Source organism: Kocuria sp. CNJ-770 (genome assembly GCF_001942375.1).
Taxonomy (GTDB): domain Bacteria; phylum Actinomycetota; class Actinomycetes; order Actinomycetales; family Micrococcaceae; genus Kocuria; species Kocuria oceani.
Genome location: NZ_MKJW01000086.1, coordinates 17,421 through 36,704, shown reverse-complemented (window position 1 = coordinate 36,704; position 19,284 = coordinate 17,421). Strand labels below are relative to the sequence as shown.

At 74.3% G+C, this 19,284-nt stretch carries 18 protein-coding genes and 1 pseudogene; 6 read left to right on the top strand and 13 right to left on the bottom strand.

Annotated features, from left to right (window positions below; all coding sequences use genetic code 11):
- Positions 1–39 precede the first annotated feature (39 nt).
- A complete protein-coding gene (locus BJF77_RS07520; protein ID WP_062736432.1) occupies positions 40–762 on the top strand; it encodes a response regulator transcription factor in 723 nt (240 codons plus the stop codon).
- A gap of 274 nt (positions 763–1,036) precedes the next feature.
- Positions 1,037–2,239 carry a cell wall metabolism sensor histidine kinase WalK gene (locus BJF77_RS07515; RefSeq protein ID WP_255396176.1) on the top strand — a complete coding sequence of 401 codons (1,203 nt, stop codon included), beginning with the start codon at positions 1,037–1,039 and terminating at the stop codon, positions 2,237–2,239.
- A gap of 9 nt (positions 2,240–2,248) precedes the next feature.
- Here the strand turns inward: BJF77_RS07515 and BJF77_RS21540 are convergent, their stop codons facing one another.
- The 8 genes and pseudogenes from BJF77_RS21540 to BJF77_RS07480 all read right to left on the bottom strand — a co-directional run bounded on the left by BJF77_RS21540 (position 2,249) and on the right by BJF77_RS07480 (position 7,961).
- Positions 2,249–2,683 carry a DUF4440 domain-containing protein gene (locus BJF77_RS21540; RefSeq protein WP_255396175.1) on the bottom strand — a complete coding sequence of 145 codons (435 nt, stop codon included), beginning with the start codon at positions 2,681–2,683 and terminating at the stop codon, positions 2,249–2,251.
- 205 nt (positions 2,684–2,888) lie between these two features.
- A pseudogene (locus BJF77_RS21535) lies at positions 2,889–3,242 on the bottom strand (ribonuclease HI); the annotation flags it as partial.
- Between the two features lie 43 nt (positions 3,243–3,285).
- Entirely contained in the window at positions 3,286–3,993 is a 708-nt protein-coding gene (locus tag BJF77_RS07505; protein WP_075871753.1) for an MgtC/SapB family protein, read from the bottom strand.
- Between the two features lie 163 nt (positions 3,994–4,156).
- Positions 4,157–5,788, bottom strand: coding sequence for a chaperonin GroEL (gene groL / locus BJF77_RS07500; protein ID WP_047802062.1), 1,632 nt, complete (start codon positions 5,786–5,788; stop codon positions 4,157–4,159).
- A gap of 251 nt (positions 5,789–6,039) precedes the next feature.
- Complete coding sequence (locus BJF77_RS07495) at positions 6,040–6,639, bottom strand: GNAT family N-acetyltransferase (RefSeq protein WP_047802063.1); 600 nt, start codon at positions 6,637–6,639, stop codon at positions 6,040–6,042.
- An 82-nt stretch (positions 6,640–6,721) separates the two neighbouring features.
- Positions 6,722–6,940 (bottom strand): hypothetical protein, encoded by a 219-nt coding sequence (locus tag BJF77_RS07490; RefSeq protein WP_047802064.1) that lies wholly within the window; start codon positions 6,938–6,940, stop codon positions 6,722–6,724.
- Complete coding sequence (locus BJF77_RS07485; RefSeq protein ID WP_047802065.1) at positions 6,937–7,263, bottom strand: DUF3263 domain-containing protein; 327 nt, start codon at positions 7,261–7,263, stop codon at positions 6,937–6,939. The genes BJF77_RS07490 and BJF77_RS07485 overlap by 4 nt, the downstream gene beginning before the upstream one ends.
- The gene (locus BJF77_RS07480) at positions 7,260–7,961 is read right to left on the bottom strand and encodes an SDR family oxidoreductase (RefSeq protein ID WP_047802066.1); all 702 of its coding nucleotides are present in this window, start codon (positions 7,959–7,961) and stop codon (positions 7,260–7,262) included. The genes BJF77_RS07485 and BJF77_RS07480 overlap by 4 nt, the downstream gene beginning before the upstream one ends.
- A 110-nt stretch (positions 7,962–8,071) precedes the next feature.
- Here BJF77_RS07480 and BJF77_RS07475 point away from each other — a divergent pair, with 110 nt between their 5' ends.
- From BJF77_RS07475 to BJF77_RS07465, 3 genes are all read left to right on the top strand, one after another.
- Positions 8,072–9,160 (top strand): YihY/virulence factor BrkB family protein, encoded by a 1,089-nt coding sequence (locus BJF77_RS07475; RefSeq protein ID WP_075871752.1) that lies wholly within the window; start codon positions 8,072–8,074, stop codon positions 9,158–9,160.
- A gap of 130 nt (positions 9,161–9,290) precedes the next feature.
- Positions 9,291–9,968 (top strand): uracil-DNA glycosylase, encoded by a 678-nt coding sequence (locus tag BJF77_RS07470; RefSeq protein WP_075871751.1) that lies wholly within the window; start codon positions 9,291–9,293, stop codon positions 9,966–9,968.
- A gap of 26 nt (positions 9,969–9,994) precedes the next feature.
- The gene (locus BJF77_RS07465; RefSeq protein WP_075871750.1) at positions 9,995–10,876 is read left to right on the top strand and encodes a siderophore-interacting protein; all 882 of its coding nucleotides are present in this window, start codon (positions 9,995–9,997) and stop codon (positions 10,874–10,876) included.
- 28 nt (positions 10,877–10,904) lie between these two features.
- Here the strand turns inward: BJF77_RS07465 and BJF77_RS07460 are convergent, their stop codons facing one another.
- Together BJF77_RS07460 and BJF77_RS07455 are read right to left on the bottom strand one after the other, a co-directional pair.
- Positions 10,905–12,644: a threonine/serine exporter ThrE family protein gene (locus tag BJF77_RS07460; RefSeq protein ID WP_255396174.1), complete on the bottom strand. Its 1,740-nt coding sequence runs from the start codon at positions 12,642–12,644 to the stop codon at positions 10,905–10,907.
- Positions 12,645–12,926: 282 nt separating this feature from the next.
- The gene (locus BJF77_RS07455; RefSeq protein ID WP_075871749.1) at positions 12,927–14,009 is read right to left on the bottom strand and encodes a peptidoglycan bridge formation glycyltransferase FemA/FemB family protein; all 1,083 of its coding nucleotides are present in this window, start codon (positions 14,007–14,009) and stop codon (positions 12,927–12,929) included.
- Positions 14,010–14,279: 270 nt separating this feature from the next.
- Between BJF77_RS07455 and murJ the strand changes: the two genes are divergently transcribed.
- Positions 14,280–15,830 carry a murein biosynthesis integral membrane protein MurJ gene (gene murJ, locus BJF77_RS07450; protein ID WP_075871767.1) on the top strand — a complete coding sequence of 517 codons (1,551 nt, stop codon included), beginning with the start codon at positions 14,280–14,282 and terminating at the stop codon, positions 15,828–15,830.
- 6 nt (positions 15,831–15,836) lie between these two features.
- Here the strand turns inward: murJ and BJF77_RS07445 are convergent, their stop codons facing one another.
- From BJF77_RS07445 to ptsP, 3 genes are all read right to left on the bottom strand, one after another.
- Positions 15,837–16,862: an ATP-grasp domain-containing protein gene (locus BJF77_RS07445; RefSeq protein WP_075871748.1), complete on the bottom strand. Its 1,026-nt coding sequence runs from the start codon at positions 16,860–16,862 to the stop codon at positions 15,837–15,839.
- Between the two features lie 320 nt (positions 16,863–17,182).
- Complete coding sequence (locus tag BJF77_RS07440; RefSeq protein ID WP_047802073.1) at positions 17,183–17,461, bottom strand: HPr family phosphocarrier protein; 279 nt, start codon at positions 17,459–17,461, stop codon at positions 17,183–17,185.
- 80 nt (positions 17,462–17,541) lie between these two features.
- Positions 17,542–19,242, bottom strand: coding sequence for a phosphoenolpyruvate--protein phosphotransferase (gene ptsP / locus BJF77_RS07435; RefSeq protein WP_075871747.1), 1,701 nt, complete (start codon positions 19,240–19,242; stop codon positions 17,542–17,544).
- Positions 19,243–19,284 lie beyond the last annotated feature (42 nt).

The following is a 19,284-nucleotide window of genomic DNA, read 5'->3' as shown; positions in this document are numbered from 1 at the left end:
CGAACTGCGTTCAGACGGCTCTCAGGGTGTTCCGAGAAAATGGTGCCTGTGAAGAACGAGAACCCCGAAGCGAAACTGCTCGTCGTCGACGACGAGCCCAACATCCTCGAGCTGCTGGCCACGTCCCTGCGCTTCGCCGGCTTCGAGGTCGTCACCGCCGCCAACGGCCGCGACGCCCTGGCGAAGGCGGAGTCCGAGGACCCGGACCTCGCGGTGCTCGACGTCATGCTCCCGGACATGGACGGGTTCTCCGTGACCCGCAAGCTGCGCGCGGCCGGGCGGCACTTCCCCATCCTCTTCCTCACCGCCAAGGACGAGACGGAGGACAAGGTCACCGGGCTGACCGTGGGCGGCGACGACTACGTCACCAAGCCCTTCAGCCTCGACGAGGTGGTCGCCCGCATCCGGGCCGTGCTGCGCCGCACCCAGCCCGCCGAGGAGGACGACTCGCGGCTGCGCGTGGACGACCTCGTCCTCGACGACGACGCCCACGAGGTCTTCCGCGGCGACCGGGAGATCGACCTGTCCCCCACCGAGTTCAAGCTGCTGCGCTATCTCATGCTCAACCCGAACCGGGTGCTGTCGAAGGCGCAGATCCTCGACCACGTCTGGGAGTACGACTTCAACGGGGACGCCTCCATCGTGGAGTCCTACATCTCCTACCTGCGGCGCAAGATCGACAACGACCCCGAGCTGCCGCCGCTGATCCACACCAAGCGCGGGGTCGGCTACCTGCTGCGGTCCTCGCACAAGCACCACTGACCCGGTCCGGGATGCAGACCCTGTCCTCCCGGTGGCGCTCGGCGTCGCTGCGCTCGCAGCTGATGGTGCTGACGGGCGTGCTGCTGGCGCTGTCCATCCTGGTGACCAGCTTCGTGGCGATCTCGGTGCTGCGCACCTCGATGCTCAACGGCATCGACGGCGAGCTGCGCGACTCCGTCCGGACGGTCTCCGCGGTGCTGGTCGCCGACCTGCAGGGCGAGGAGGGCGTGCAGGTCCCGCACGCGGCTATCTGCTCGACGCCGAGGGCGCCGTGGTGGCCGAGGCCGTCAACACCCCGGACGGCGTGCACACGCTGCGCCCGGACCTGTCGAGGATCGACCTCGAGCACGTCGAGGAGAATCCCCTCGAGGCGGCGACCGTGGGCTCCGTGGGCGCCCCGGACCGGACCTGGCGGGTGGTCACGGCCAAGCCGCAGCGGCTGGACCTGGTGGTGGCCGTCGCGGAGCCGCTCGACGACACCAACGCCATGCTCAGCGCGGTGACGCTGCTGACGCTGAGCTTCGGGGTGGCGACCCTCTTCGCGGCGATGGCCGTCGGCTGGGTCCTGGTCACGCGCGCCTTCGCGCCGCTGCACCACGTGGAGCAGACGGCCGCCCGGATCGCCGAGGGCGACCTCTCCCAGCGCATGGAGGGGTACAACCGGCAGACCGAGATCGGCCAGCTCTCCGCGTCCCTGAACACGATGCTCGGCCACATCGAGGACGCCTTCGAGGCCCGCACCCGCTCCGAGGGCAAGCTGCGCCGGTTCGTGGCCGACGCCTCCCACGAGCTGCGCACCCCGCTGGTGACCATCCGGGGGTACTCGGAGCTCTACCGGCACGGCGCCCTGCAGAAGCCCGAGGACGTGGGCAGCGCGATGGCCCGGATCGAGTCCGAGGCCAAGCGGATGACGCAGCTCGTGGAGGACCTGCTCATGCTGGCCCGCCTGGACGAGCGGCGCCCCGCCGAGAACGTCGACGTGGACCTGCTCCACCTCGCCTTCGACGCCGCCGGCGACGCCCATGCCTCCGACCCCGACCGGCGGATCGAGGTCGTGGGCCTGCAGGGCGCGGGGCCCGTCTCGGCCTGGGTGCACGGCGACGAGTCGCGGCTGCGCCAGGTCGTGGCCAACCTGGTGACCAACGCCCTGCGCTACACCCCCGACGGCAGCCCGATCGAGATCGCGGTGGGGGTGGAGCGCTCGGTGGACGAGACCTTCAACGCGGTCCTGCAGGTGCGCGACCACGGCCCCGGCATCCACGGGCCGGACGCGGAGCGCGTGTTCGAGCGCTTCTACCGGGCCGACTCCTCCCGCACCCGCGAGACCGGCGGCACGGGCCTGGGGCTGTCCATCGTGGCCGCGATCGTCCAGCAGCACGACGGCACGGTCCGCCTGACCGAGACGCCCGGCGGCGGGGCGACGATGACCGTGCGCGTGCCGGGCATCGAGCGGGCCGACGACGCCCCGGAGGTCTGAGCGGGCCGCTCAGGACTCGTCGGTGCCCTGGTGGAAGCGCAGCTGCCAGGGCCCGAGTTCGGCGCGGGAGTCCTCCCGGACCCACAGCGAGCTGCGCAGGCTCGGGCGGTCCCCCGCGACCAGGCGGTAGACCAGGTGCACGGCCGCAGGGCCGAGCTCGGTGGCGGAGAGGACGTGCACGTCCACCGGGCCGAGCCCCGGTTCGCGGGAGAGCCGGTCGAGGACCTCGGCCCGGGAGCACCACGTCCCCGAGGTGCCGATCTCGGCGAAGGACTCGTGGAGCAGCTGGCCGACCCGCCCGGCGTCGGCGCGGACCTCCGGGCGCAGCAGGTCCCGCTCCAGGGCCTGGACCGTCTGCGCCGCCGACCGCCCGCGGGCCAGGTCCTCCTCGTGGGCGAGCAGCTCGCTCAGCAGGTCCGGGTCGTGGCGGTCCTCGGGCGCCACGGGCGCCGGGAGGCGTCCCGCCGCGGCCGCGCGGTCCGGGGGACGCGGTGCGGCCCCGCGGGCTCCCGGCGGCCCGCGCCGGGGCGCTTCCGGCGCCCGGGAAGCCGGGGCCCTCCGGCGCCGGCCGGCCGGTCTGGAACGCGGTGGCGACCGCGCGGGCGCGGGCGTCGGCGGCCTCGTTGAGCTCGTGGCCGGCGTGGCCCTTGACCCACTCGAAGCGCACGTCGCGCCCGGCCATGGCGGCGTCCAGGGAGCGCATGAGCTCCACGTTCAGCACCGGCTTGCCGTCCTTCTTCTTCCAGCCCTTCTTCTTCCAGCCCGGCATCCACTTGGTGATCGAGTTGATGACGTACTGGCTGTCGCACAGCACCCGCAGGGGCTCCTCGGGGCGGTGGGCCGTGGACTCGAGCAGGTCGAGCACGGCCTTGAGCTCGCCCATGTTGTTGGTGCCGTGCGGCCAGCCGCCGGCCCGCCAGGTGTCGTCGTCGATGTACCAGGCCCACCCGGCGGGACCGGGGTTGCCCAGGGCGGAGCCGTCGGCGGCAGCAGTGATCGTCATGGCGTCCATCTTTTCACGGCCCCGGCGGCGCCCCGGACCGCGCTCAGTCGCCGCGGTCGTCCTCGAGACGCTGCTGGGCGACGTCCCGCACGCCGTCGATCCCGGAGAGCTGCACCGCGGCCGTGCGCAGGTCGGTCTTGCCCTCGAGCCGCAGCAGCAGCTCCACCTCGGGCCGCCCCGGGCCGCCGATCCGGCGGCTGGAGACCACGGAGGCGCTGAGCTGGAGCTCCTCGACCACGGCCAGCACCTCCCGCAGCACCCCGTGGCCGTCCGCGTAGCGCAGCCGCAGTCCCTGCGGCGCCACCATGCGCGGCAGCCGGCGGGACAACGGCCCCAGCGCCACGGCGGAGAGCAGGTGCAGACCGGTGGCGACGACCGCCAGAGGCACCAGCCCGGCCCCGCAGGCCATGCCGATGGCCGCCGAGAGCCAGATGCTCGCGGCGGTGGTCAGCCCGTGCACCACGTCCCGGTTGGTGAAGATCACCCCCGCCCCCAGGAAGCCGATGCCGGTGACGATCTGCGCCGCCACGCGGGAGGGGTCCGGGCCGGCGTCGATGCCCGGCAGCGCCCCGAAGCCGTAGGCGGAGACCAGCGTGAACACGGCCGAGCCCGTGCCGACGAGGGCGTGGGTGCGCAGCCCGGCGCTCTTGCGCCGCAGCCGCCGCTCCAGGCCCACGAGCGCGGTGAGCCCGAACGCCGCCACCACCAGGGCCAGCTGAACCGGGACCCGGTCCCAGTCGGCGAAGTCCATGGCCGCTCCTCCCCGCGTGGTGACTCGATTGAACACCAAGTCCGCGTGCTGCGGAACGGGCGGCCGCTGCGGGCGGGGGAACGACGACGGGCCGGGCGCCCCGGAAGGGGTGCCCGGCCCGTGCCGGATGCGTGGCTCGCACGCTCGACGGGTCAGCCGTCGATCACATCATGCCGCCCATGCCGCCCATGCCGTCGTCGGCACCGGCGCCGGCGCCCGCGGGCTCCGGCTTGTCGGCCACGACGGCCTCGGTGGTGAGGAACAGCCCGGCGATGGACGCCGCGTTCTGCAGCGCCGAGCGGGTGACCTTGACCGGGTCGTTGATGCCCGCGGCCATCAGGTCCTCGTACTCGCCGGTGGCGGCGTTGAGGCCGTGGCCCAGGTCCAGGCCGCGGACCTTGTCGACGACCACGCCGGCCTCGAGACCGGAGTTGATGGCGATCTGCTTGAGCGGGGCGTCGATGGCGACCTTCACGATGTTCGCGCCGGTGGCCTCGTCGCCGGTGAGCTGCAGCTTCTCGAACGCCTTCTGGCCGGCCTGGATCAGGGCGACGCCGCCGCCGGCGACGATGCCCTCCTCCACGGCCGCCTTCGCGTTGCGCACGGCGTCCTCGATGCGGTGCTTGCGCTCCTTGAGCTCGACCTCGGTGGCGGCACCGGCCTTGAGCACGGCCACGCCGCCGGCCAGCTTGGCCAGCCGCTCCTGCAGCTTCTCGCGGTCGTAGTCCGAGTCCGAGTTGTTGATCTCGGCGCGGATCTGGGCCACGCGGCCCTCGATCTCCTCGGCGGTGCCGGCGCCGTCGACGATGGTGGTCTCGTCCTTGGTCACGACGACCTTGCGGGCCTGGCCCAGCAGGTCCACGGTGGCGGTCTCCAGGGAGAGCCCGACCTCCTCGGTGATGACCTGGCCGCCGGTGAGGATGGCGATGTCGGCCAGCTGGGCCTTGCGGCGGTCGCCGAAGCCGGGGGCCTTGACGGCCACGGACTTGATGGAGCCGCGCATCTTGTTGAGCACCAGCAGGGCCAGGGCCTCGCCCTCGACGTCCTCGGCGATGATCAGCAGCGGCTTGCCGGCCTGCATGACCTTCTCGAGCACGGGGACCAGGTCCTTGACCGCGGAGATCTTGGAGTTGACCACGAGGATGTAGGGATCCTCGAGGACGGCCTCCTGGCGGTCGGCGTCGGTGACGAAGTAGCCGGAGAGGTAGCCCTTGTCGAAGCGCATGCCCTCGGTGAGCTCGAGGTCCAGGCCGAAGGTGTTGGACTCCTCGACCGTGATCACGCCCTCCTTGCCGACCTTCTCCATCGCCTGGGCGATGAGGCGGCCGATCTCGGGGTCGCCGGCGGAGATGGACGCGGTGGCGGCGATCTGCTCCTCGGTCTCGACCTCCTTGGCGGAGGCCAGCAGCTCCTCGGTCACCGCGGCGACGGCCTTCTCGATGCCGCGCTTGAGGCTCAGCGGGTCCGCCCCGGCGGCCACGTTGCGCAGGCCCTCCTTGACGAGCGCCTGGGCCAGCACGGTGGCGGTGGTGGTGCCGTCGCCGGCGATGTCGTCGGTCTTCTTGGCGACCTCCTTGACGAGCTCGGCGCCGATCTTCTCGTAGGGCTCCTCGAGCTCGATCTCCTTGGCGATGGACACGCCGTCGTTGGTGATCGTGGGGGCGCCCCAGGCCTTCTCGAGGACCACGTTGCGCCCGCGCGGGCCGAGGGTGACCTTGACGGCGTCGGCCAGGGTGTTCAGACCCCGCTCGAGACCGCGGCGTGCCTCTTCGTCGAAAGCAATCATCTTTGCCATGTGACTTCGTCCCTCCTGGACGGTAGACAAACGGTCGACCTCCACGGTGCCCGCGACGGACGGCGCGCACGGCGGCGGGCTCTTCCCGACGCCGCACGGCACCTCACCGTGGTGGTTGAGGTGTCACTCCTGTGCCGGTGGCTGCCCGGGCCGGGCCGGGGACCGACCCCTTAGCAGTCCGCACGACTGAGTGCTAATCGCAATCTTGGCACTCGTCCGGGGAGAGTGCAAACCCCCTGAGCCGGTGTCGCTCAGCCCTGCCACTCCTCGCGCAGCAGGCCGTAGATCATCCGGTCGTAGTACTCGCCGCCGACCCTGCGGGCCCGGCGGAGCCGGGCCTCCTCGGTGAAGCCGAGCTTCACGGCCACCCGGCACATGCCCACGTTGCCGCTCCAGGTCTCGAGATCGAGCCGGTGGGAGTCGGAGCGGGCGAAGAGGTGGTCGATCCACAGCCGCATCGCCTCGGTGCCGTAGCCGCCGCTCCAGTGCTGCGGGGAGTAGACGGTGATGCCCAGGGAGCGCAGCGGCAGCAGGTGCGTGCCGGTCCCGGGGTCCTCGGTGGGCTTCTCCGACCAGTACCAGGACACCTGCCCGATGAAGCGGCCGGTGGCGGCGTCCGCGATGACCATGGTCTCGCGCGGGTCCGGCCAGTCCTGCGCGGTCACGTGCGCGCGCAGGGTGGTGAGCCAGCGCTGGGCGCCCTCCGCGGTGAAGTTCGGGTAGAACGGCCCGTCCGTGCGCTGCCACTCGTGCTCGCCGCCGCCCTCGGGCGGCATGATCCACGTCTCGTACGCGGCGAGGTCCTCCTCGGTCCAGTCACGGAGGTGGACTCGGCTGCCTGCGATCTGCACGGTGCTTCCTTCCGGGGCGTCTGGCACGGGGTGCGGGGGCCGGGTGCGGGTGCCCGGGTCCCCGGTGGTGGGGCGGTGCCGGTCAGGGCTGCGGGGACGAGACGGCCGGGGCGGGTGCCGGGTCCGCGGCGCCCTCCAGGAACGCGTACGCCCCCACGCCGAGGGTGAGCAGACCGGCCACGACGATGGCGGTCAGCTCCCCCGCGCCCACCCGGGCGGTCGGGCGCAGCCCGCGGTGGGCGCCCTGGCGCGGGCCGTCCTCGGGGACGTCGTCGAACTCGTCGGGCGGGTACTGGCTCATCCGAGGTCCCCGCGCTGCCGGCGCAGCCGGCCCACGAGCATCGGGTCGTGCTCGAGGGCGGCGCGGCTGTCGATGAGGACGTTGAGCCGCTGGTAGTAGTGCGTCGGGGAGAGCCCCAGGCGGCGCCGGATCTCCATCTCCTTGGCCCCCTGGTACTTCCACTGCAGGTTCTCGATCGCCAGGATCTCCCGGTCGGTCTCGTCCAGCCCCGGGCCGGCCCCGGCCGGGGCCGCGTCCGCCCCGGGATGCTCCCCCGCCGCGGGGTCGTCCCCGGTCGGCTCCTCCGCCGCCGGGTCCTCGGCGGCGGCGTCCTCCCCGGTCACCGGGACTCGGCCCGGGGCCGCAGGGTGACGGTGGTCAGCTGCGCGTCCTCGCCGGCGTCCACGACGGCGCGCACCGCCGCGGCCACGGACTCGGGGCGGATGTAGCGCTCGGGCTCGTACTCGTTGCCCAGACCGGCCTGGATGTCCCGCTGCATCTGGGTGTCCACGGGCCCGGGGTGCACCGAGCTGACCACGATGCCGTCGGCCTCCACCTCCTGGCGCAGGGAGTCGGCGAGCGCGCGCAGCGCGAACTTCGAGGCGGCGTAGACGGCGTCCCCGGCGCGTGCGGTGAACCCGGAGCCCGAGTTGAGGAACACCACCGTGCCGCGGGTCGCACGCAGGGCGGGCAGCAGGAGCCGGGTCAGCTCCGCCGGGGCCACGACGTTGAGCTCGAGCTGGCCCCGCCAGTCGTCCACCGAGGCCGCCGCCACGGTGGTGCGGCCGGCGCGGGCCGCCGAGTGCACGAGGACGTCGACCCGGTCGAGGCCCTCCAGCGCGGCCGGCAGCCGGGCGAGGTCGGTGAGGTCCGCGGCGCGGACGGTGACGTGGGGCAGCTCCGCCAGCTCGGCGAGACGGGCGGGCTCGCGGCCCAGGGCCACGACGTCGTGGTCCCGGGCCAGGTCGGCCACGCACGCGCGGCCGATGCCTCCGGTGGCCCCGGTGACGACGGCGACGGGTCGGGGATCGGTTGCGCTCATGCGCCCACTCTAACCAGTCCCCCGCCGGTCCCGCCCGCCCCGGACCGGAGGCACCGGGACGGTGGCGGCCCCGGTATCCTGGCCCGCAGCCGACCACGCGGAGGATCCCCATGGCAGTCGAAACCGAGACCTCGGGGGCCCCCGGGGAGGACCCGGACAGCGCCGAGAAGCCGTCCTCGCCCACCCAGATCAGCAAGCCGTCCTGGAGCTACGTGCTGCGCCGGACCGCGCACGAGTTCCGCCGCGACGAGTGCACGGACTCGGCCGCGGTGATGACCTTCTTCGCCGTGCTCTCGGTCTTCCCGGCCCTGCTCGCCGTGGTCTCCCTGCTGGGCGTGGTCGGCCAGGCCGAGGCGACCGCCGAGACCCTCCTCCGGCTGCTGCACGAGTTCGGCGTGCCGGACCAGGCCGTCGCCGTGGTCGAGGGCCCGGTCCGCGAGCTGGCCGGGTCCCCCTCGGCGGGGCTGACGCTGGTCACCGGACTCCTCGGGGCCCTGTGGACCGCCTCGGCCTACGTCCGGGCCTTCGGCCGGTCCATGAACCGGATCTACGAGGTCGAGGAGGGCCGGCCGTTCTGGAAGCTCTACCCCCTGATGGTCGGGATCACGCTGCTCCTGGTGGTCCTGGCCGTGGGCATGATGCTGCTCCTGCTGCTCTCCGGGCCGGTCGCCGAGCGGCTGGGCGAGCTGGTGGGCCTGCCCGGGAGCACCCTGCGGCTGTGGCAGGCGGCACGGGTCCCGGTCATGCTGGCCCTGCTCGCCTTCATGGTGGTCCTGCTCTACTCCACGACCCCGAACGTCCGGCAGCCCCGGTTCCGCTGGCTCGGCATCGGCTCGGTGACGGCGATCGCGGTGATGGCCGCCGCGACGGCCGGCTTCAGCTACTACGTCTCCAGCTTCGGCAACTTCAACGCGACCTACGGCGCCATCGGCGGGGTGATCGTGCTGCTGCTGTGGATCTGGATCATGAACACCGTGCTGCTGGCCGGGGCGGAGTTCAACGCCGAGACGGAACGGGCCCGCCAGCTCCAGGCGGGGATCGCCGCCGAGGAGAACCTGCGCCTGCCCCCGCGCGACGTCCGGGCCGCGCGGAAGCTGCGGCAGAAGGAGCAGGAGCTGGTGGAGGAGGGCCGCGACCTCCGCCGCCGGTACGCGGACGTCGACTACCGCGAGGCCGCCGGCCCCGAGCGACCGGCCTAGAGTGGTGCCCGGGCGAGGGACGCACCTCCCCGCCCGGCCGGCCACGACCCTGCCGGGCGGCCACAGGCACACCGTCACAGACACCGAGCACCGACCACCCATCACCGACCACCGACCACCGAGGAGCAGCGTGAGCGAGCCCCAGCCCCTGGACACGATCATGGCCCCCGACTGGGCCGAGGCCCTGGCCCCGGTGGAGCCGCAGATCCGGCAGATGGGCCGGTTCCTGCGCGAGGAGCACGCCGACGGGCACCGGACCCTCCCCGAGGGGTCGGCGGTCTTCCGGGCCTTCCAGGACCCGCTGGAGCAGGTCCGGGTGCTGGTCGTCGGCCAGGACCCCTACCCCACCCCGGGCCACGCCATGGGCCTGTCCTTCTCCGTCCAGCCGCACGTGCGCCCGGTGCCGCGCTCCCTGCAGAACATCTACAAGGAGCTGCAGGACGACCTCGGCATCGACCCGCCCGAGCACGGGGACCTCTCCGCGTGGTCGCGGCAGGGCGTGATGCTCCTGAACCGGGTCCTCACCGTGCGCGCGGGCGCCCCGGCCTCCCACCGCGGCCGGGGCTGGGAGGCGGTCACGGAGCGGGCCATCCAGGTCCTCGCCGCCCGCGACCACCCGCTCGTGGCGATCCTGTGGGGCAACGACGCCCGCAGCACCGCCAAGTGGCTGGACGGGCACCCCACGGTCGAGTCCGCGCACCCCTCTCCGCTGTCCGCCTCCCGCGGCTTCTTCGGCTCCCGGCCGTTCTCGCGCACCAACCACCTCCTGGAGGAGCAGGGCACGGACCCCGTCGACTGGCGGCTCTGAGCCCCGGCCCCGCTAGGGTGGAGCGCATGACGACGACGCCCGGGTCCGCTCCCGCACGCCCCCGCAAGCCGCAGCTGAACCTCACGGTGCGCCGGTGCGAGCAGCTCTCCCCGTCGATGGTCCGGGTCGTCCTGGGCGTCGACGAGCCGGAGCGCTTCCAGGACATCGCCCCTCCGGAGAAGTACGTCAAGCTCGTGTTCCTCGGCCCGGCCGCCGAGCACGCGGCCACCGGGCACCCGGTGCCCGGGCGCCCCGCCCCGGGGCCGAACCCGGACTACTGGGCGCTCAAGGAGTCCCTGCCGCCCGAGCACCAGCCCGTGACCCGCCACCTGACGATCCGGCGGTGGATCCCGGAGCGCGCCGAGCTGTGGATGGACTTCGTGCTGCACGGCGACGAGGGCTGGGCAGGGCCGTGGGCCGCCCGCGCCGAGCCCGGGGACCGGATCATCGCCCTCGGCCCGGGCGGCCGGTGGACGCCGTCCGCGGAGGCGGCATGGACCCTGATCGCCGCCGACGACGCCGCGATCCCCGCCGCGCTCGCCGTCCTGGAGGCCCTGCCGGCGTCCGCGCACGGCGAGGTGGTGCTGGAGGTGGACTCGCCCCGCGACGTCCTGCCCGTGACGGCCCCGGCCGGCATGGCGGTGCGCTGGGTGTTCCGCCGGGACACGGCCGAGGGCGTCCCCGCGCTCGTGCGGGCGGTGCAGGAGGCCGGCTGGCCCGCGGCGCCCGAGGGCGTGCAGGTCTTCGCCCACGGGGAGCGGGAGGCCATGAAGGCCCTGCGCGACGAGCTGTTCGGGCGCCGCGGCCTGGAGCGCGACCAGGTCTCGCTGTCCGGCTACTGGGCGCGGGGCCGCACCGAGGACGTGTTCCAGGCGGAGAAGAAGCTGCCCGTCGGCATGATCCTCTGAGCGGTCCCGGGCACCGCCGCCCGGACGCTCAGCGGCGCCGGTTGCGGCGGGTGCTCGTGCCGTTGAGGTGGCCCACGAAGGGCCGCATGAGGTACTTGCCGAGCACCACGCCCGAGGCCAGGGCCACGATGGAGGCCATCGCGTTGACCAGCCCCACGATCCCGGGCCCGTAGGAGTCCGTCTCCACGGTGATGGTGTACAGCCCGCGGAAGATGGACAGCCCGGGCAGCAGGAAGGTCATCGCGGGGATCGCCAGGATGAGCTGGGGAATCCGGAGCCGGGCCGCGAGGACGGTCGCCACGCACCCGCTGGTGACCGCCGCGAGCGCCGTGTCCAGGCGGGCGCCCACGCCGGCGGCCATGCCCGTGTGGTAGACCACGAGCCCGCCGAGGGCCGCCGCCGTGGTGGCCAGCACGTGCCGGGGCTTGGCCTGCATCGTGACCGCGATGAGCCCGGTGGCGATCAGCATGAACACCCCGTTGGTCAGGGGCCCCACGGGGTCGAAGGCGCTCTGCGAGACGTCGACCCGGGGCATCCCCGCGTAGCCGGCGACGGAGATGCCCCCCGCGATGCCGGCCACGAGGCCCAGGAACGCCATGGAGGTGGACAGCAGGCGCCCGGCGGCCGTGACGGGGAAGCCGTTGATCGCGTCCTGCATCGTGGAGACCATCCGGGTGGTGGGCAGGAGCAGGATGATCCCGCCCGCGATGACGCGCGCCGGGGACAGCTCCAGGCCCGACCAGGACAGCAGCAGCGCCATGGTGGTGAGGATCCCGGACTGGGCGGCCATCGTGAAGAACTCCGGGATCCGCCAGGCGCCCAGCCGGTGGGCGACGAACTGGTTGAGCACCGAGGACAGGCCGGCGACGAGCGCGCCCAGGACGCCGCCGCCGATGCCCACGGTGATGGCCACGGCCGCGGCCGCCGTGGCCGTCCGCACCATCCACCGGGGGTAGGGCTTGGGCTTGGCGTTGATCGCCTCGAGCCGCCGCTCCGCCTCCCCGCGGGGCATCTCCCCGCCCGTGATGTCCGCGACCAGCTGGTGGGTCTCGGCGAGCCCGGCGTAGTTGTCGGTCCAGGACCGCACGACCCGCATCACCGTGTGGCTGTTGGTGTCGGGGTCGTTGAAGACGTCCTCGCGGGTGCGGGTGTCGTCGCCGCCGGCCCGGTCGTCGGCGCCGCCGGCGCGGTCGTCGGCGATGTAGTTGATCGTCACGGCCTGGTTGGTGATGTCCACCTCGACGTTCTCGACGCCGTAGGTCGTGCACACCGCGATGATCGCGTTCTCGACGTCGAGGGCGTCCGCGCCGTAGTGGAACATGGTCTCCGCGAGCCGCAGCGCGAAGTTCAGGGTGCGCCGGGCCTCCCGGCTGGTGGACTCCCCGAACCGGCGCAGGTTGGCGAAGGGCGAGGCGCTGAGCCGTTCGACCACGCGCATGGGGGCGGTCGGGGCCGCCTCCCCCTGCAGCATCGAGCGCAGCCGGGAGCGTCCGCCGGGCCGGGCGGCCTGGGCGCGGGTGGAGGGGTAGGCGCCGCGCTGCATCCGGTCGGCGCTCTTGCCCGGGGCCGGGACGGGGCCGACCGTCGTGGTCTCCGGGCGGGAGACGGGACCCGTGTCGGTGCGGCGACGGCGCCGGGCCGATGTGCTCAGCGGCGCCGTCTGCGCGGCGGAGAGCAGCTCCCGGCGCTTCTCCGGCTCGGGGGTGTCCCCGTACTGGCGGAGCAGGCGGGTGCTGAGCACGGGCAGCGCCTGCGGGGCGTCGGGCACCACGTCCGCGGCGGCGTGGCCGGCCGGCGCCGGGCCAGCAGGGCCTGCGCCTCCGTGGGGCGCACCAGCGGGGTCCCGGCGCCGAGGAGGGCGACCGGGCGCGCGGCCCCGGTGAGGGTCGTGTCTCCGCCGGGGCCGAACGGTTCGACGACGTAGGCGTCGGGCTCCTCGCCGCCGTCGGAGGAGGGGTAGGCGGCGGACGGACGCAGAGGGGTGCGCTGGTCGGTCACCAAGCGGCGCTCCTCCTTCCTGGGGGCGGGGGCGGGGGCGGGCGGGGCCGGGTCAGTAGAAGGGCTGTCCTGTGCGCCGGACCCACAGCTGGCGCTGGACCTTCTCGGCCACGTTGGTCCACACGGCGTACTTCGCCGGGCTCAGCACCTGGTCGTGGACGCCCACGAAGTCGACCACGGACTTGGTGAAGCTCGTCTTGAACAGCCCCAGCCCGTAGTAGGGGTGCTCCTTGTTCTTGAGCTGGTCGCTGGGCGGGGTGCCGCAGAAGTCGTACTCGACGATCCCGTGCTCGCGCATCAGGTCCGTGATCGCCGTCCACTGCAGCAGGTGGGAGTCGCCGTACTGCCGCCGGCGGGGCTTGGAGCCGCCGTCCTTGTACGTGCCCTTCGTCCCGTAGGCGATCACGTAGGCGCCCACGGAGGGCTCGCCGTCCTCGTAGGTGAAGTAGAGCCGGCCCTGGCCCGCCTGCTCGAAGGCGGTCCAGAACTTCGCGTAGTACTCGTAGGAGCGCAGGTTCACGTTGGCCTCGCCCTGGCCCACGGTGTCCATGAGCGCGTACATCCGCCGCATGTTCTGCTCGGTGAGCTCCACGCGCTCGACCGTGCAGCCCTCGCGCAGCGCCCGCCGGACCGCGTTGCGCCCGCGCGAGTGCAGGGACTTCAGGACGGCCTCCTCGTCCCGGTCCGTGGCGAGGATCGCGGTCGAGTCGTTGGGCTGGATGTCGAAGGACTTCTTCAGCCCCGCGCGGGCGAGCACGCCCTTCGCGTAGTCCGAGTCCAGCACGTCCGGCTCGATCTTGATCGCGAAGACGTTCAGCCGCTGCTCGGCCACCAGCCGGGCGTTGGCCGCGGCGATCCCGGGGATGTCGTCCACGGAGGCGACGTCGGGGCCCTTGATCATGTACCACAGGCGGCCGAGCGCCGGCACCGTCTTCTCGAGGACCAGGTTGTAGGAGGCCTTCCCGCCGCCGACGGGCTCGTGCACGAGGTGCAGGGGACGCCAGCCGTGGTCCGCCTTGACGTCCGCGAAGGACGCGGACTGCAGCAGGTTGCCTCCGTGTGGGTTCGCCGTGACGTGGGCGTCCCAGTCGGCGATCTCCTGGTCGGTGGCGAAGCGTGCGGTGAACTCTCGCAAGGCTCTCTCAATCGTCGGAAGGGTCGGGGGTGCCGGGCCGGGAGCGGCCGCGGGGCCGGCGGGGACCGGCCCGAGCCAGTCTAACCGCGCAGGCCTGAGCCGGTTCTGAGCCGTGCGCACCCCGCGGCCGGGCGGGTGCTCCGGCGGGTCCGGGGCCCGGCACGGGGCTGTGTATTCTGTTCAGGCGATTCGCACCAGCACGCAGACGCAACGCACGAGACGCGGTCCGCCCCTCGCCGGGGAACCCGGACCAGGGAGGTGGCGGAAGCCGTGGGCGGACCGGGCGGACGCTGGAGCATCGCGCGCGCCGCGGTGCTCGTGGCCGGGCTGACCGCCGTCTCGACCGTGCTGGGCTTCGTCCGGGACGTCGTGATCGGCGCCGTGTTCGGCGCCGGCGCGCAGCTGGACGCCTGGTTCGTGGCCCAGGGCGTGATGAACGTCGTCCTCGGCCTGATCGCCTGGGCGATGGCCCGCTCCGTGACTCCGGTGACGGCACGCGAGGCCGCCCGGGAGCGCGCCGAGGGCACCGGGTGCCGGGGCCACCGGGGCTTCGAGGTGTCCCTCACCCTCACCGTGCTCGTCCTCGGCCTCGCCGGGGTGGTGGTGGGCCTGCTCGCGGCGCCCGTGACGAGCCTGCTCGCCCCGGGGTTCGACGACGCGCAGACGGCCACCACCGCCGCGCTCACCCGCATCGTGCTGGTGGCGACCGTGCTGGTGGCCGGCACCGATCTGCTGGCCTCGCTCGCCCAGGCGCACGGGCGCTTCGCGTGGTCCTCGCTGCAGGGCGTGCCGTTCAACCTGGTGATGATCGCCGCCGCGGGCGTGTTCGGGCCCCGGTACGGGATCACGGCGCTCGCGGTCGGCTACGTGGCCGGGTCCGCCGCGCGGCTGCTGATGCAGCTGCCCCCGGTGCTGGCCCTGGGGGCGCGGATACGGCCCCGCTGGGAGCTGCGGGACCCGGGCTTCCGGGAGATCGTCCGGCTGGTCCCGCCCATGCTGGTGGGCAACGCCGTGGTGAACGTCAACACCCTGGTCGACCGCGCCGTGGGCTCCACCCTCGGGGACGGGGCGATCTCGGCGCTGTCGTACGGCTGGCGCCTCGTCGACCTGCCCGAGACCCTGGTCATCGCCGCGCTCCTGGCACCCCTCTACCCCGCGCTGGGCGCCGCCGCGGACGACCGCCCGGAGCTGCGGCGGCTCGTGGACCGCGGGCTGTCCGTGGTCGTGACGGTGCTGACGCCGATCTGCACCGTGTTCGTGGTGGCCGCGGCCCCGCTGGTCGCCACGGCGTTCGGCCACGGGGCCTTCGACGCCGGGGACGTGCGGGCGACGGCGACGGCGGTCGCCTGGTACGCCCCGGCCCTGCTCGCCCTCGGCTGCCGGCAGGTGGTGGTCCGCGCCTCCTACGCCCTCGGCGACTCCAGGGGCCCGGTGGTGGTGGCCGTGCTGGCCATGGTGGTCAACGTGGCCGGGGACCTCGTCCTCGCCCCGCTGATGGGCCTCGCCGGGATCGCGGCGGCCACCACCGCGTCCCTGGCCGTGGCGGCGCTGCTCAACGCGGGGCTGCTGCACCGGCGGCACGCCGGGCTCGACCCGCGGTCGGCCGCGGGCCTGCTCGGCCGGGCGCTCCTGCTGGCGGCCGTCGCCGGCGGCGCCGGGCTGGGCGTGCGGGAGGCGCTGCCCGTCCTGCCGCCGATCGTGCTCGCCGTGGTCCTCGCCGCCGTGGTGGGCGGGACCTACCTGTTGGGCCTGGCCGCCCTGCGCGCGCCCGAGCGCCGCCTGCTCGGGGAGGTCCTGGGCGCGGTGCTGCGGCGGCGCTGAGCGGGGCTACCGGCTGCGGGCCGCGCCCGTGAGGCGCCAGGTGGCCAGGTGCCAGGCGGGGCCAGGGTCGCGCGGGTCCCACACGCTGTGCTGGGCCCCGCGGCCCCAGCGGAGCGTGTCGGCGACGTCCGCCGCCAGGCCGCCGCGGCGCTCGGCGGCGGCCCGCCGGAGATCCCCGCCGAGCCAGGCGTAGCGCACACCGGTCCGGGCGTCCGGCAGCTCGGGCACCGGGCAGCCCAGCGCCAGACGGGCCCAGGCGTCGGCCAGCCCGGGGCGGGCGGCCTCCGCGAGGGCCATGGAGCCGAAGAACCGGCCGTTGAGGTCGATGAGCTGCGGCACCCCGTCCTCGCCGGTCAGGAACTGCAGCTCCACGAGCCCCCACCAGCCCAGCTCGCGCAGCAGCGCCTCGGCGCGGGCCGCCAGCGCCTCGTCGACAGGGACCGTGCGGGCGCGCGCCGAGACGCCGTGGGGCGTGGGCCACAGCCGTGAGGTGGCCTGCTGCACCCGCCCGTGCAGGCGACCGTCGCGCTGGACGCCGATCAGCGCCCCGAGGCTGCCGTGCACGGGCTGCTGGAGGACCGGATCCGCACCGGCGGCGCGGATCCGGTGGACCTGGGCGGCCGCGGCGCGGGCGTCCGGGAAGAGCTTGGCCTCGATCCGGTGGGGGCGGGTCTGACCGGGGGCCCAGTGCGCGCGGCACTTGACCACGACCGGCCCGGTCCAGGACGCGAGCGCCTCGTCCGTGGCCGGCAGCGTCTGCGGAGCGGCCAGTCCGGCGCGGGCCGCCCGTGCGGCCAGGCCGACCTTGTCGAGGGCGGCCGCGACCACGTCGGGGCCCGGGTGGGCCACCTCCGCCGGGATGTGCCGCCGGTACGCGGAGACGGCGGCCATCCAGTCGTCGCCGGCGCCGAAGACGATGTCGTAAGCCCCCTCGGCGACCGCCCGGCGGACGCCGTCGATGAAGCCGTCGGCGTCGCCGCGCGGCCGCGGCACCGCGTGGCGCGCCGCCGCCGCCCGGGTGGCGCCCAGCATGCCCGGGCGTCCGGTGTGCCCACCCCGACCACCCAGCCGGCCCGTTCGAGGGCGCGCGCACCGGCCAGGGCTCCCCGGTCCCGGCCGGTCCCCACGACCAGCGCCCGGCGCGGTTCGGACCCGGCGCCCCCGGTGCCCCCGGTCCGCCGGTGGTCGGGTCCGGGCGGTGGTGGTGCGGGCGTCATCGGTCCTCCATCAGGGTGTGCGGGCATCCCTCCCACGGTAGTCCCTGGCCGCAGGCCCCGGCCGCCGGGCCGGACAGCACGGCGCCCGCCCACCGGGGGTGGACGGGCGCCGGGGTGCCGGTGCGGCGGAGGCGACTACTCGGCGTCGTGGTCCGTCTCGAGGATGCGCACGAGGTTCTCGAGCGCGTCCTCGGCGCCGTCCCCCTCGGCGCGGAGGACCACCTTGTCCCCCTGACCGGCGCCGAGGGACATCAGCGACAGCACGCTGGAGGCGTCCATGGCCTCGTCCGCGGGCTCGCCCTCGGCGGCGATGGTGATCTCGAGGTCGTACTCCCCGGCCGCCTCGGCGAAGATCGCGGCGGGGCGGGCGTGCAGGCCCACGGAGGATGCGATGGTTGCGGTGCGTTCTGCCATGGTGGTTCTCCTTCGGTGTGCGGGGTCCTGGGTTCGGGGCCCCTGTGGGTGGTGTGGTGGCGGCCGGCGCGGGCCGCCGGTCAGAGGCCCAGCTCGGCGAGCACGCCGAGCTCCGCGCGCACTGCGGCGGCGGCCTCCTCGGCGCTGGGCTGCTGGACGGCGAGCGCGGCGAGGGCCTGGGCGGTGCCCATGTCCACGCTGCGCAGGACGGCGGCAACCGGGGCCAGCCCGCGGGCGCTCATGGACAGGGTGTGCACGCCGAGGCCCACGAGCACCACGGCCAGGGCGGGATCGGCCGCGGCCTCTCCGCACACGCCCACGTTGCGCGGTCCGGCGCCCTCGGCCTCGGCCTCCCGGGCGCCCTGCACGGTGCTCCGGACCATCCGCAGCACGGCGGGCTGCCAGGGGTTGTTGAGCTCCGCGAGGGCACCCATCATCCGGTCGGCCGCCATCGTGTACTGGGTCAGGTCGTTGGTGCCCAGGGAGACGAACTGCACGTGGCGCAGGATCTGGTCGGCGGTCACCGCCGCGGACGGCGTCTCGACCATGACCCCGGGCACCCGCAGGCCGGCGGCGGCGGCCATCCGCGCGAACTCCTGGGCCTCGGTGGTCGTGGCGATCATGGGGGCCATGACCCACACCTCGGCGTCCGTGGCCTCCTCCGCCCGCGCGATCGCCTCGAGCTGCCGGGCGAGCACCCCGGGCACCGCGCGGTCCGTGCGGTAGCCGCGCACCCCCAGCGCCGGGTTCGGCTCGGAGGTGTCGGTGAGGAACGGCAGCGGCTTGTCCGCCCCGGCGTCGAGGGTGCGCACGACGACCTTCTTGCCGGGGAAGGACGCCAGGATCGCGGTGTACTGCTCGACCTGCTCCTCGACCGACGGCTCCTGGTCCCGGCCCAGGAAGCAGAACTCGGTGCGCAGCAGCCCCACGCCCTGGGCCCCGGCCGCGGCCGCGGCCCGGGCGTCCTCGGGGGTGCCCACATTGGCCAGCAGCGGGATCTCGGTGCCGTCGGCGAGCACGCCGCGGCCGTCGAAGCCGCTGCGCGCCCCGGCGCTGCGCACCCAGGCCTCGACGAGCTCCCGCTCGTCCGCGCCGGGCTCGGTCCGGATCTCCCCGGTGGCCCCGTCCACGTAGACCTCGGTGCCGTCCGGGACGCCCTCGACGTCCCGGACGGCCACGACGGCGGGCAGCCCGAGGTTGCGCGCGAGGATGGCCGTGTGGGACTGCGGGCCGCCGCCGGAGGTGACCAGGGCGAGCACCTTGGTGGGGTCCAGGGTCGCGGTGTCGGCCGGGGCGAGGTCCTCCGCGGTCAGCACGAACGGCTCGTCCCGCTGCGGGATGCCCGGCATGGGCAGGCCCTGCAGCTGGCACACGAGCCGCGCCCGGACGTCCTGGATGTCCGCGGCGCGCTCGGCCATGTACCCGCCCAGGGCGCGCATCTGGTCGGCGTAGTCGCTCGCGGCCTCCCACAGCGCCCGCTCGGGGGCGAGCCCGCGCCCGGTGATGAGCTTCGCCGCGTTCTTCAGCAGCGCCTTGTCCCCGGCCATGAGCGCGGTGGACTTCAGCACGTCCGCCGCGTCCTTCTCGGTGGCGGCCTCGGCCCGCCGCTTGAGCTCGGCCTTGACCGCGGCCGCGGCCTCCTGCAGGCGTGCCACCGCCGCCTCGGGCTCCTCGTCCTGGAGGCTCAGGCCCGTGGCCGGTTCCGAGACCGGCTTCGGCATGCTCACGAGCTCGCCGATGACGCGGCCCGCGCACACTCCCACGCCTGTCAGTGTCTGCATGGTGTTCCTCTTCCTCGAGAAAAAGCTGGTCGGTCGGCGCAC